At 71.0% G+C, this 13,321-nt stretch carries 11 protein-coding genes; 9 read left to right on the forward strand and 2 right to left on the reverse strand.

Annotated features, from left to right (window positions below; genetic code table 11):
* The first annotated feature begins 516 nt into the window (after positions 1-516).
* Positions 517-1,152, forward strand: a complete 636-nt coding sequence (locus ABZZ04_RS32990) for a vitamin K epoxide reductase family protein (protein ID WP_356935909.1) — start codon at positions 517-519, stop codon at positions 1,150-1,152.
* Between the two features lie 69 nt (positions 1,153-1,221).
* Positions 1,222-2,604, forward strand: a complete 1,383-nt coding sequence (locus tag ABZZ04_RS32995; RefSeq protein ID WP_356935910.1) for a replication-associated recombination protein A — start codon at positions 1,222-1,224, stop codon at positions 2,602-2,604.
* A gap of 28 nt (positions 2,605-2,632) precedes the next feature.
* Here the strand turns inward: ABZZ04_RS32995 and ABZZ04_RS33000 are convergent, their stop codons facing one another.
* On the reverse strand, positions 2,633-3,334 hold the full coding sequence (locus ABZZ04_RS33000) for a DUF2470 domain-containing protein (protein WP_356935911.1): 702 nt from the start codon (positions 3,332-3,334) through the stop codon (positions 2,633-2,635).
* A 188-nt stretch (positions 3,335-3,522) separates the two neighbouring features.
* Between ABZZ04_RS33000 and rpsD the strand changes: the two genes are divergently transcribed.
* Positions 3,523-4,137 (forward strand): 30S ribosomal protein S4, encoded by a 615-nt coding sequence (rpsD, locus tag ABZZ04_RS33005; protein WP_356935912.1) that lies wholly within the window; start codon positions 3,523-3,525, stop codon positions 4,135-4,137.
* A gap of 15 nt (positions 4,138-4,152) precedes the next feature.
* Here rpsD and ABZZ04_RS33010 read toward each other — a convergent pair whose 3' ends face one another.
* Complete coding sequence (locus tag ABZZ04_RS33010) at positions 4,153-6,342, reverse strand: tetratricopeptide repeat protein (protein WP_356935913.1); 2,190 nt, start codon at positions 6,340-6,342, stop codon at positions 4,153-4,155.
* Positions 6,343-6,566: 224 nt separating this feature from the next.
* Here ABZZ04_RS33010 and ABZZ04_RS33015 point away from each other — a divergent pair, with 224 nt between their 5' ends.
* The 6 genes from ABZZ04_RS33015 to ABZZ04_RS33040 all read left to right on the forward strand — a co-directional run bounded on the left by ABZZ04_RS33015 (position 6,567) and on the right by ABZZ04_RS33040 (position 13,196).
* A complete protein-coding gene (locus ABZZ04_RS33015; RefSeq protein ID WP_356935946.1) occupies positions 6,567-7,004 on the forward strand; it encodes a DUF948 domain-containing protein in 438 nt (145 codons plus the stop codon).
* Positions 7,005-7,011: 7 nt separating this feature from the next.
* A complete protein-coding gene (locus ABZZ04_RS33020) occupies positions 7,012-7,374 on the forward strand; it encodes a DUF6167 family protein (RefSeq protein ID WP_356935914.1) in 363 nt (120 codons plus the stop codon).
* A complete protein-coding gene (gene alaS, locus ABZZ04_RS33025) occupies positions 7,374-10,043 on the forward strand; it encodes an alanine--tRNA ligase (protein WP_356935915.1) in 2,670 nt (889 codons plus the stop codon). The genes ABZZ04_RS33020 and alaS overlap by 1 nt, the downstream gene beginning before the upstream one ends.
* Before the next feature lie 17 nt (positions 10,044-10,060).
* Positions 10,061-10,525: a Holliday junction resolvase RuvX gene (gene ruvX, locus ABZZ04_RS33030; protein ID WP_187438458.1), complete on the forward strand. Its 465-nt coding sequence runs from the start codon at positions 10,061-10,063 to the stop codon at positions 10,523-10,525.
* Positions 10,526-10,621: 96 nt separating this feature from the next.
* Positions 10,622-12,373, forward strand: coding sequence for an endolytic transglycosylase MltG (gene mltG / locus ABZZ04_RS33035; RefSeq protein WP_356935916.1), 1,752 nt, complete (start codon positions 10,622-10,624; stop codon positions 12,371-12,373).
* Positions 12,360-13,196, forward strand: a complete 837-nt coding sequence (locus tag ABZZ04_RS33040) for a shikimate dehydrogenase (protein ID WP_356935917.1) — start codon at positions 12,360-12,362, stop codon at positions 13,194-13,196. The genes mltG and ABZZ04_RS33040 overlap by 14 nt, the downstream gene beginning before the upstream one ends.
* The last annotated feature ends 125 nt before the right edge of the window (positions 13,197-13,321 follow it).

Consider the following 13,321-nt stretch of genomic DNA (forward strand, 5'->3'; position numbering starts at 1 on the left):
TGGCCGCGTCCCCCCGGGGGGCCCCCCGGCGGCTCTGCCCGGGCCGGCGCCGCGGCCGCCCGGCGCGGCCCCCCCCGCCGCCACCACCAGCCCCGGCCGGTCGGGGCACGTGCCCCGACCGGCCGGTTCTTCGTGGGCACCAGGGCGTCGTACGGCCCGGGGCAGGACACCCTTTCCGCCCGCCGCTTCGTCAAAACGGCGTGCGTGGATTCATTCCGAAGAATGACTCCTGATCGGAAACCTCAACGGCGGCCGGTGCGAGTCGGGTTGGTGCCGGACCCGGTGGACTCCCAGGTCCGGGCCGTCGGCCGGAGGCGGCCGGGCGCCATATGCCCGCAGGTCCGGCGCTCCCACCGCGCGCACGGGCGCGTACCGGGAGTGCGCGAAGACCCTTGCGCGCCGCCCCGGCCGGAAACGAACCGTGGGCGCATCTTTATGTTCATCGAACAGAGATGCGGCACTCCGGTGCGGCACAATGACCGTGCCCAGCAGGCCACTCACTGATGGAACGGCGATATGACGACTGCAGCGGTTGACCATCCCTCTTCCGACCAGGACGAGGACGGCGGGACGAGGACCATCGGCGGCAGTCGGGCGCTCGCACTGCTGCTGGTGATCACGGGCGCTGCCGGACTCCTCGCGGCCTGGGTCATCACGATCGACAAGTTCAAGCTGCTGGAGGACCCCAACTTCACGCCGGGCTGCAGCCTCAACCCGGTCGTCGCCTGCGGCAACATCATGAAGAGCGATCAGGCGGCCGCCTTCGGCTTCCCGAACCCGATGCTCGGCATGGCCACCTACCCGGTGATCATCGGCATCGGGCTGGCGCTGCTCGCGGGCGCCCGCTTCCGCAGCTGGTACTGGCTCGGGATGAACGCCGGCACGCTGTTCGGCGTGGGCTTCTGCACCTGGCTCCAGTACCAGTCGCTCTACAACATCAACTCGCTCTGCCTGTGGTGCTGCCTGGCCTGGGTCGCCACGATCTTCATGTTCTGCTACGTCACCACGCACAACATCAAGCACCGGATCATTCCCGCGCCGAACTGGCTGCGCACCGGGCTGACGGAGTTCCACTGGGTGCCGCCGGTCCTGTGGGTCGGCATCATCGGCATGCTGATCCTGACCCGCTGGTGGGACTTCTGGACCAGCTGACCGCAGTGCGAACCCCGCCGGACGACCGGCCCGGCGGGGTTGTCGGTGCCGTGGCATAGGCTTCGGGACGTGGAGCCCGACCTCTTTACCGCAGCAGCCGAAGACCGTCAGGAGAAGGACCCGGCCGGCAGCCCCCTGGCTGTCCGGATGCGTCCTCGCACCCTCGACGAGGTCGTCGGCCAGCAGCACCTGCTCAAGCCGGGCTCCCCACTGCGCCGCCTGGTCGGCGAGGGCAGCGGAGGCCCGGCGGGCCCCTCGTCGGTGATCCTCTGGGGCCCGCCCGGCATCGGGAAGACGACCCTGGCGTACGTGGTCAGCAAGGCCACCAACAAGCGCTTCGTCGAACTCTCCGCGATCACCGCGGGCGTCAAGGAAGTGCGCGCCGTCATCGAGGGCGCCCGGCGTGCGACCGGCGGCTACGGCAAGGAGACCGTTCTCTTCCTCGACGAGATCCACCGCTTCTCCAAGGCGCAGCAGGACTCGCTGCTCCCGGCAGTGGAGAACCGCTGGGTGACGCTGATCGCGGCGACCACGGAGAATCCGTACTTCTCGATCATCTCGCCGCTGCTGTCCCGCTCGCTGCTGCTCACCCTGGAACCGCTCACCGACGACGACTTGCGCGGTCTGCTGCGGCGCGCACTGGCCGACGAGCGCGGGCTCGGCGGCGCGGTGACGCTGCCCCAGGACGCCGAGACGCATCTGCTGCGCATCGCCGGCGGGGACGCCCGCCGGGCGCTGACCGCGCTGGAGGCCGCGGCCGGTGCGGCGCTGGCCAAGCAGGAGGAGGAGATCAGCCTCCAGACCCTGGAGGAGACCGTCGACCGCGCGGCCGTCAAGTACGACCGTGACGGCGACCAGCACTACGACGTCGCGAGCGCCCTCATCAAATCGATCCGGGGCTCCGACGTGGACGCCGCGCTGCACTACCTGGCCCGGATGATCGAGGCGGGGGAGGACCCCCGGTTCATCGCCCGCAGGCTGATGATCTCGGCCAGCGAGGACATCGGCCTGGCCGACCCCACGGCACTGCCCACGGCCGTGGCCGCCGCCCAGGCGGTCGCCATGATCGGCTTCCCGGAGGCGGCGCTCACCCTGAGCCACGCCACGATCGCCCTGGCCCTCGCCCCCAAGTCCAACGCGGCGACGCTGGCGATCTTCGCGGCCCAGGAGGACGTGCGCAAGGGGCTCGCCGGGCCCGTCCCCGCCCATCTGCGCGACGGCCACTACAAGGGCGCCGCCAAGCTGGGGCACGCCCAGGGCTATGTGTATCCGCACGACGTCCCCGGAGGCATCGCCGCCCAGCAGTACGCGCCGGAAGCGGTCCGCGACAAGCGTTACTACCGGCCCACGCGCTACGGCGCGGAGGCGCGCTACGCGGACGTGGTGGACCGGGTGCGCGAGCGGCTCGGCCGCACGGCCCCCGGCGGGGAGCCCGGACCGTCCGAGGGCTGAGGCGATCCGGCCGCGTCCCCCGTCCGGCTCAGCGCGCCGCCGCCTCGAAGAGTGTGTGCATGGCGTCGCTCAGCTCGATGACGTCCCGCACCGGTGCGGGGAACTCGAAGCGCGCGTCGTAGCACTGCCCCGCCCCCTCGCACAGCCGCACCCGCAACCCGTACCGGTCCAGCGCCAGCGGGACGACCGAGGGCAGGTGCGCCGCACAGCGGCGGGCCGTCCGCCCGCCCAGCAGTCCGCACAGGGTCCGCAGCTGTTCGCCGTGCGCCGAGTGCAGGTGCTGGAGCAGCTCCGCCTCGTGCACGCGGAGCGGGTCGGGGGCCGCGTCCCGCAGCTCGTCGGGCTCGACCTCCTGCGCGCCCCACAGGTCGTCGACGTACGCCTCGCCCGTCTCCAGCCGGAGCGTCGTGCGGCCGGGGCCCGAGATACCGGGCACGGAGGTCAGCCGGCCGGAGACCCACGCGCGGCCGCGGACGCGGTGCGGCACGGAGACCGGGGCGACGTCCGTGATCTCCAGCACGGCGGACAGCTCGTCGTCCTCGGCGTGCGTCGCGGCCCGTACGACGGGGGAGTCGGCGGGCAGTTCGAGGAACAGGTCCCCGTCCGGGCCCACGTTCCTGGCCAGGGGCATCAGGTGGTCCGAGGGCACATGGCGCAGCCCGGGGACGAGCAGTACGGCGGAGCAGGTACTCTGTACGAGAGTTCGTGTGCGCTCGGCTGCTGACGGCATCCGAGTGGTTTCAAGCCCGCTGGGACGCGGCTGACCACGATCTGATCGGTCCTCCGTCGTATCGGCACCCCGAGGGGTGTCGACGCTGTCAGTGCTGTCCGTGATGTGACTGGTGTTCCCCGGGCGAGACATGCGATCTCCTCAACTAAGGTGAGCCTAACCTAACCTACAACGGAGGTCTGGAGAACGTGCCTAACCAGTCGCGTCCCAAGGTCAAGAAGAGCCGCGCGCTCGGCATCGCGCTGACGCCGAAGGCCGTCAAGTACTTCGAGGCCCGCCCCTACCCGCCGGGCGAGCACGGCCGTGGCCGCAAGCAGAACTCGGACTACAAGGTCCGTCTGCTGGAGAAGCAGCGTCTGCGCGCGCAGTACGACATCAGCGAGAAGCAGATGGCCCGTGCCTACGACCGCGCCAAGAAGGCCGAGGGCAAGACGGGCGAGGCGCTCGTCGTGGAGCTGGAGCGCCGTCTCGACGCCCTGGTTCTGCGCTCGGGCATCGCCAAGACCATCTACCAGGCCCGTCAGATGGTCGTTCACGGCCACATCGAGGTCAACGGTGGCAAGGTCGACAAGCCGTCCTTCCGCGTGCGCCCCGACGACATCGTCATGGTCCGCGAGCGCAGCCGCTCCAAGGTCCCCTTCCAGGTGGCCCGCGAGGGTGGCAACGCCCCCGACGGCGAGACCCCGCGCTACCTGCAGGTGAACCTGAAGGCCCTGGCCTTCCGCCTTGACCGGGACCCGAACCGCAAGGAAATCCCCGTGATCTGCGACGAGCAGCTCGTCGTCGAGTACTACGCCCGCTGATCGGGCGCAGTCGCTTCACGAGCGTTCCGGCCCACCCCTCCCGGATGTACGGGAGGCGGTGGGCCGCCGCCTTTTCCCGGCACCGGACCGCGGCACGGAACGCTGCGCCCGGTCCGCGGGGCCGTCTGCCAGCGCCCTGGCCACCACCGCGTCCAGATCCAGCAGCCCGCCCGCGCGCAGGGCCGCCTCGTAGGGACCGTCGCCCAGCTCCCGGCGGGCCAGCTGCTCGCAACGGAACCGGGGCTGCCCGTAGTGCGCCGAACCGAACAGCGGCAGCCCCACCGACGGCCAGATCCGGTCGGCGGCCCCCTGGAGCACCGCGGCCTCCGCGGCATCGCCCTGGACCGCCGTCACCAGCGCCAGCAGCTCCAGGGCGAGCACCGAACCGAGCAGGTCGTGGAAGGCGCGGCCGATCGCCAGGCACTTCCCGAGCAGTTCCCGGGCCCGGTCCGGCCGGCCTCGTTGCAGCGCCGCGGAGGCCAGCGCGTACAGCGCGTACGACAGGGCCCACTGCTCCCCGTGGTCCTCGCAGACCTCCCGTACCTCCTGACAGATCTCGGCCGCCGTGTCCGGGTCCCCCTGGAAACCGATCACCGTCGCCAGCTCGATCCGGGCCATCAGCACGTTGCTGTTCAGCTCGCCGAGCTCCCGGTAGCGGCCGAGCGCGTCGTCCAGCAGCCGCCGCGCCCTGGCCAGGTCGTCGGTGACCAGCGCCAGACCGCCCATCCGGTGCACCGCGTACGCGAGCGCCGTGGGGTCACCGGCCCGCTCCGCCTCGTCCCGGCACTCCTGGAGCGCGGAGACCGCGCCGACCGGGTCGCCCTGGAGCACGGCCACCTGCCCGAGCACCCACAGCGCCTTCAGCCGCGAGGAGTCGTACGCGGCGCCCTCCTCCAGCACGTGGTCCAGCCAGTGCCGGCCCTCCGCGAGCCGGCCGCAGCCCACCCAGAGGAACCAGAGGGTGCCGGCCAGGTACTGCGCGAGATGGGCCTCGCCCGAACTGTCCAGCGAGTACTCCATCGCCTGCCGCAGATTCGGCAGCTCGCTCTCGGCGCGGGCGGCCACCTCGGCCTGCCGCGGGCCGAACCAGTCCAGCTCGCACCAGGTCGCGAGCCCCACGTACCAGTCCCGGTGGCGACGGCGCAGCCGGTCCGCGTCGCCGGTGGCCGCCAGCCACTCGGCGCCGTACTCCCGCATCGTGTCCAACATCCGGTAACGGGTGCCCTGCTCGGTGTCCTCGCGCAGCACGACGGACTGCGCCAGCAGCGCGGACAGCACGTCGAGCACCGACTCGGCCGGCAGGTCCGCACCGCCGCAGATGTATTCGACGGACTCCAGGTCGAACTGACCTGCGAATACCGAGAGTCGGGCCCAGAGCAGCCGCTGCTCCGGGGCGCAGAGCTCGTGGCTCCAGCCGATGGCCGTGCGGAGGGTCTGGTGGCGCGCCGGCGCGCTGCGGCTGGAGCCGGTCAGCAGCCGGAAGCGGTCGTCCAGGCGCTGGAGCACCTGCTCGGTGGACAGGGCGCGCAGCCGTCCGGCGGCCAGTTCCAGCGCGAGCGGGATCCCGTCCAGGCGGCGGCACAGCTCCCGGGTGACCGCGCGATTGCGGTCGGTCAGCCGGAATCCCGGCCGCACCGCTGCGGCCCGCTCGGCGAAGAGCCGTATCGCGTCCTCGTCCGTCATCGGCGGGAGCGGGAGGACGAGCTCCCCGTCCAGCTCCAGCGGCAGCCGCCCGGCGGCCAGCACCCGCAGCCAGGGGGCCCGGCGCAGCAGCTCCCGCACCAGCCCGGCACAGTCGTCCACCAGGTGCTCGAAGCCGTCGATCACCAGGAGCATCCGGCGCGGGGCCAGATGGTCGAGGAGGGCCGTGCGGGGCGGTCTGCCGGTGTGGTCGGTGAGCCCCAGGGCGTCCGCCAGGGCGTGTTCCAGCAGCTCGGGATCGTGGACCGCGGAGAGCTCCGCCACCCGGACCCCGTCGCAGTACCGTTTCTCCAGAAGCGCGGCGACCCTGGTGACGCAGCGGGTCTTGCCCACGCCGCCCACCCCGACCACGGTGACGAGCCGCGACTCGTCGAGCAGCCGGACGAGGTCGGTGAGCTCGCTCTCCCGACCCACGAAACTGCTCAGCTCCGCCGGGAGGTTTCCGGGCACGGCGGAGGCGCTCGGATCGCGGGGGGAGGGGAGGGGGCGCTGGGGGCGTCGCATGAAACACGCAGAGTACTGGCATGGCAGCTCTCCGTACAATCTCCTCGGGGCAACTCCCCTCCGCCGGGCCGGTAATGCGGTACGGGGTGCGACCACCGGCGCGATAGGCTCAAGGAACGACGACCGGCTGCCGTGACAGCCGTCGCCGGACCGAGCAGAGTCAGGCAGAGACAGTACAAAAACAGCGACAAGCTAGAGAGCGGTGCACTGTGTCCGGTGGAGAGGTGGCCGGGATCCTGGTGGCCGTCTTCTGGGCGATCCTGGTTTCGTTCCTCGCCGTCGTACTGGTGAGGCTGGCCCAGACGCTCAGGGCGACCACCAAACTCGTGGCGGACGTGACGGAGCAGGCGGTTCCGCTGCTGGCCGACGCCTCCGCCACCGTGCGTTCCGCGCAGACCCAGCTCGACAAGGTCGACGCGATCGCGACGGACGTCCAGGAAGTCACCTCGAACGCCTCCGCGCTCTCCAGCACCGTCGCCTCGACCTTCGGCGGACCGCTCGTCAAGGTCGCCGCGTTCGGCTACGGGGTCCGGCAGGCCATCGGCCGCAAATCCGCTCCCGAGCCGGAGACGGCCCGTCGGACGGTGATCGTCGGCCGCACCGTGCCGTCCGCGCGCGGCAGGAAGCGCGGCGGCAGAAACCCCCGCGGATCGAAGGGCTGACGCAGCGATGTTCCGCCGTACGTTCTGGTTCACCGCCGGCGCCGCCGCCGGTGTCTGGGCCACCACCAAGGTCAACCGGAAGCTCAAGCAGCTGACCCCCGAGAGTCTCGCGGCGCAGGCCGCCGACAAGGCGATCGAGACCGGGCACAAGCTCAAGGACTTCGCTCTGGACGTCCGTGAGTCCATGGCCCGGCGCGAGGCCGAACTGGGCGAGGCGCTGGGTCTGGAGGCGCCGGTCGATCCGGACCTCCCCGTCCGGCGGCACTTCGCCGTCGAGGCGCCCGAACCCGTCGGACCGGACCGGGCCCTCGGAACAACCGAATACCGCACGCTCCCCTACAACTCGTACAACCGGAATGAGGACCACTGATGGAGTCGGCTGAAATTCGTCGCCGCTGGCTGAGCTTCTTCGAGGAGCGCGGTCACACCGTCGTCCCTTCGGCGTCGCTCATCGCGGACGACCCGACTCTGCTGCTGGTCCCCGCGGGCATGGTTCCCTTCAAGCCGTACTTCCTCGGTGAGGTCAAGCCGCCCGCCCCGCGCGTCACCAGCGTGCAGAAGTGCGTCCGCACGCCGGACATCGAGGAGGTCGGCAAGACCACCCGGCACGGCACGTTCTTCCAGATGTGCGGCAACTTCTCCTTCGGCGACTACTTCAAGGAGGGCGCCATCACGCTCTCCTGGGAACTGCTCACCGGCTCCGTGGCGGACGGCGGCTTCGGACTCGACCCCGAGCGGCTGTGGATCACGGTCTACCTCGACGACGACGAGGCCGAGCAGATCTGGCGCGAGAAGGTCGGCGTACCGGCCGAGCGCATCCAGCGCCTGGGCAAGAAGGACAACTTCTGGTCCATGGGCGTCCCCGGCCCCTGCGGACCCTGCTCCGAGATCAACTACGACCGCGGCCCCGAGTTCGGTGTCGAGGGCGGCCCGGCCGTCAACGACGAGCGGTACGTGGAGATCTGGAACCTGGTCTTCATGCAGTACGAGCGCGGCGCCGGTGACGGCAAGGAGGACTTCCCGATCCTCGGCGACCTGCCGTCGAAGAACATCGACACGGGTCTGGGTCTGGAACGCCTCGCCATGATCCTGCAGGACGTGCAGAACATGTACGAGACGGACACGCTCAAGGTCGTCATCGACAAGGCCACCGAGCTCACCGGCGTCGCCTACGGCGCGGCCCACACCAGCGACGTCTCCCTGCGCGTGGTCGCCGACCACATCCGCACCTCCGTGATGCTCATCGGCGACGGAGTCACCCCGGGCAACGAGGGCCGCGGCTACGTGCTGCGCCGCATCATGCGCCGGGCCATCCGCAACATGCGGCTGCTGGGCGCCACCGGACCGGTCGTCAAGGACCTGGTCGACGTCGTGGTCGACACGATGGGGCAGCAGTACCCGGAGCTGATCACCGACCGCAAGCGCATCGAGAGCGTCGCCCTCGCCGAGGAGGCCGCCTTCCTCAAGGCCCTCAAGGGCGGCACCAACATCCTCGACACCGCCGTCACGGAGACCAAGGCCGCCGGCGGCAAGGTCCTCGCCGGCGACAAGGCGTTCCTGCTCCACGACACCTGGGGCTTCCCGATCGACCTCACCCTGGAGATGGCCGCCGAACAGGGCCTCTCGGTGGACGAGGAGGGCTTCCGCCGCCTGATGAAGGAGCAGCGGGAGCGCGCCAAGGCCGACGCCAAGGCCAAGAAGACCGGCCACGCCGACCTGTCCGCCTACCGCGAGGTCGCCGACAACTCCGGCGTCACCGAGTTCACCGGCTACACCGCCACCGAGGGCGAGTCGACCGTCGTCGGCCTGCTCGTCGACGGCGTGCCCTCGCCCGCCGCCTCCGAGGGCGACGAGGTCGAGGTCGTCCTGGACCGCACCCCGTTCTACGCCGAGGGCGGCGGCCAGCTCGCCGACCAGGGCCGGATCCGGCTCGACAGCGGCGCCGTCATCCAGGTGCGCGACGTCCAGCAGCCCGTCCCCGGCGTCTCCGTCCACAAGGGCTCGGTGCAGGTCGGCGAGGTGACCGTCGGGTCGTCCGCCTACGCCGCCATCGACATCACCCGCCGCCGCGCCATCGCCCGTGCCCACAGCGCCACGCACCTCACGCACCAGGCGCTGCGCGACGCGCTGGGCCCGACGGCCGCCCAGGCCGGTTCGGAGAACTCCCCGGGCCGCTTCCGCTTCGACTTCGGCTCGCCCGCCGCCGTACCCGGCACGGTCCTCACCGACGTCGAGCAGAAGATCAACGAGGTCCTCGCCCGCGAGCTCGACGTCCAGGCCGAGGTCATGCCGATCGCCGAGGCCAAGAAGCAGGGCGCCATCGCCGAGTTCGGCGAGAAGTACGGCGAGCAGGTCCGCGTCGTCACCATCGGCGACTTCTCCAAGGAGCTCTGCGGCGGCACGCACGTCCACAACACCGCCCAGCTGGGTCTGGTGAAGCTGCTCGGCGAGTCGTCCATCGGTTCCGGCGTGCGCCGCATCGAGGCCCTCGTCGGCGTCGACGCGTACAACTTCCTCGCCCGGGAGCACACGGTCGTCGCCCAGCTCCAGGAGCTGGTCAAGGGCCGTCCCGAGGAGCTGCCGGAGAAGATCGCCGGCATGCTCGGCAAGCTGAAGGACGCCGAGAAGGAGATCGAGAAGTTCCGCGCGGAGAAGGTCCTCCAGGCCGCCGCCGGACTCGTCGACTCCGCCCAGGACATCCGCGGCGTCGCCCTGGTCACCGGACAGGTCGCCGACGGCACCTCGGCCGACGACCTGCGCAAGCTCGTCCTCGACGTCCGCGGCCGCATCCAGGGCGGCCGGCCGGCCGTCGTGGCCCTGTTCACCACCGCCAACGGCCGCCCGCTGACCGTGATCGCCACCAACGAGGCCGCCCGCGAGCGCGGACTCAAGGCCGGTGACCTGGTCCGCACCGCCGCCAAGACCCTCGGCGGCGGTGGCGGCGGCAAGCCGGACGTCGCCCAGGGCGGCGGCCAGAACCCCGAGGCCATCGGCGCGGCCGTGGCCGCCGTCGAGCGCCTCGTCACCGAGACGGCGTGACGACGGGAGTGACGGAAATGCGCCGCGGTCGCCGGCTCGCGATCGACGTCGGGGACGCCCGGATCGGGGTCGCCTCGTGCGACCCCGACGGGATCCTCGCCACGCCGGTGGAGACCGTTCCGGGACGTGACGTCCCGGCGGCCCACCGGCGGCTGGGGCAGATCGTCGAGGAGTACGAGCCGATCGAGATCATCATCGGCCTGCCGCGGTCCCTCGGCGGCGGCGAGGGACCGGCCGCCGCCAAGATCCGGGTCTTCGCACAGGAGGTCGCCCGCTCGGTCGCACCCGTTCCGGTGCGCCTGGTGGACGAGAGGATGACCACAGTGACGGCCAGTCAGGGGCTGCGCGCTTCGGGCGTGAAGTCCAGGAAAGGCCGTTCCGTCATCGACCAAGCTGCCGCTGTGGTGATCCTTCAGAACGCTCTGGAGTCCGAACGGGCGTCGGGCAGGCCTCCGGGCGAAGGCGTCGAAGTGGTTGTCTGATCGCGATACGGTAACGTTCCGCGCGATGCGGCGGCGCCTTCCATCAGGGCCGCACAGCAAAGAGACGGAACGTCGTCTCGCGGCTCTAGGGGATCGATGACTGAGTATGGCCGGGGCTCCGGCTCCGAACCGTGGCATCCCGAGGACCCCTTGTACGGGGACCAGGGGTGGGGAGGACAGCAGCCCGCCCACGGCCAGGGCCAGTACGGCGGCGGGCAGCAGTCCTACCCCCAGGACCCGTACGCGAACCAGCAGCAGGCCCCGTACGCACAGCAGCCGCAGGACCCGTACGCACAGCAGTCGCAGCAGCAGGACCCCTACGCGCAGCAGCAGCACTACCCGCAGCAGCCCGCGTACGGGGCCCAGCAGGACCCCTACGCGCAGCAGCCCCAGCAGCCCCAGTACGGCAACACCGGCTGGGACACCGGGCAGCAGGCGGCGATGCCCTACGACGTGCAGCAGGCCGATCCGTACGGCGGCGGGCAGGGCGGTTACGGCGAGACCTCCGACTACTACGGCACGTCGGAGGCGTACCCGCCGCCGCAGCCCCCGGGCCGCCGCGAGGCCGCTCCCCAGCAGGCCCCGGCACAGAACCCCGACTGGGACCCGGAGGTCCAGCCGGAGGAGACCCACCCCTTCTTCACGGGCTCCGACGAACCCGACGCCAAGAACAAGGACGTCGAGGACGACGAGGAGTACGAGGACGACTCGCGTGCCTCCCGCCGCGGCGGCCGGGGCGGGAGCGAACGCCGGGGTGGCAAGGGCAAGAAGAAGAGCCGCAACGGCTGTGCCTGCCTGGTGGTCTCGCTGGTCCTGGTCGGTGGCCTCGGCGGGGCGACCTACTTCGGGTACTCGTACTGGAAGGACAGGTACGGCGCGGCGCCCGACTACGCCGGCAGGGGAACCGGCGAGGTCGAGGTCGAGATCGAGAAGGGCGCCTTCGGTTCCGACATCGGCAACATCCTGAAGGAGAAGGGGGTCGTCAAGAGCGTCGACGCGTTCGTCGCCGCGCAGAACGAGAACCCCCAGGGCAAGTCGATCCAGGCGGGCGTCTATCTGCTCCGCAAGGAGATGTCCGCGGCCGAGGCCGTGAAGATGATGCTCGACGGAAACAGCCAGAACCTCCTGGTGATCCCCGAGGGCACCCGCAACGTCGCCGTCTACGAGATGATCGACAAGAAGCTGGGCCTCAAGAAGGGGACGACCAAGGGAGTCGCCAAGTCCGAGGCGTCCGATCTCGGACTGCCCGGCTGGGCGAGCGACGGCAAGAACATCAAGGACCCGCTGGAGGGCTTCCTCTTCCCGGCCGCCTACCCGGTCACCAAGGGGGCCAAGCCGGAGGCCGTCCTGAAGAAGATGGTCTCCCGCGCCAACGAGGAGTACGGCAAGCTCGACCTCGAGGCGACGGCCAAGAAGCACAAGCTGGACGGGCCCTGGCAGGTCCTCACCGTCGCCAGCCTGGTCCAGGCGGAGGGGCTCACGCACGACGACTTCCGCAAGATGGCCGAGGTCGTGTACAACCGGCTGAAGCCGGACAACTCGGTCTCGAACGGGAAGCTCGAATTCGACTCCGCGTTCAACTACCTGAAGAACCAGAGCAAGATCAAGATCGGGTCGAACGAGATCCGGACCAACCCGGACCCGTACAACACCTACTATCACGTGGGCCTTCCGCCGGGGCCGATCAGCAACCCGGGCGACGAAGCCCTGCGGGCGACGCTCAATCCGACCGGTGACGGGTGGATGTTCTTCATCTCGCTCGACGGCAAGAAGACCCAGTTCACCAAGACCGTCGCCGATCACGAGAAGCTCAACGACAAGTTCAAGGAAAAGCATGGCCTCGGCTGACCGGCGCCACCGCGCCGCCGTCCTCGGCTCGCCCATCGCGCACTCGCTCTCCCCGGTGCTGCACCGGGCCGCGTATGCCGAGCTCGGCCTCACCGACTGGTCGTACGAACGGTTCGAGATCGACGAGGCCGCGCTTCCCGGGTTCGTCGAGTCCCTCGACACCACCTGGGCCGGGCTCTCGCTGACCATGCCGTTGAAGCGGGCGGTCATCCCGCTGCTGGACTCCGTCAGCGGGACCGCCGCCTCGGTGGAGGCGGTCAACACCGTCGTCCTCACCGAGGACGGCCGGCTGACCGGCGACAACACCGACATCCCGGGCATGGTCGCCGCCCTGCGCGAACGAGGGGTGGAGAAGACCGATTCCGCCGCCGTCCTCGGCGCGGGCGCGACCGCCTCGTCGGCGCTCGCCGCACTGGCCGGGATGTGCACGGGACCGGTCACGGCGTACGTCCGCAGCCAGGAGCGGGGCCGGGAGATGCGCGGCTGGGGCGAACGCCTCGGCGTCGACGTCCGGATCGCTGACTGGGCGGACGCCGAGCAGGCGCTGCGGGCCCCCCTGGTCATCGCCACCACCCCGGCCGGTGCCACCGACGCCCTGGCCGCCGCCGTGCCGGACCGGCCGGGCACCCTCTTCGACGTGCTGTACGAGCCCTGGCCCACCGGGCTCGCCGCGGCCTGGGCCGACCGATCCGGCCCAGTCGTCGGAGGTCTCGACCTCCTGGTGCACCAGGCCGTCCTCCAGGTCGAGCAGATGACGGGCCGCGCGCCCGCCCCGCTGGCGGCCATGCGACGGGCCGGGGAAGCCGCGCTCGCCGCCCGCTGAGCCCCCGCGCCCGCCGATACGATCCGTCCGTCTGCTGGACCGGCGGCCGGTTCGGGCCCCCGGCCGTGGGAGGATCGAGGCGGCGGGCCAGGGCCGCGCACCCGGTCGCGCCGTTGCAGTTCCAG

This window comes from Streptomyces sp. NPDC006435 (assembly GCF_040612315.1).
GTDB lineage: Bacteria > Actinomycetota > Actinomycetes > Streptomycetales > Streptomycetaceae > Streptomyces.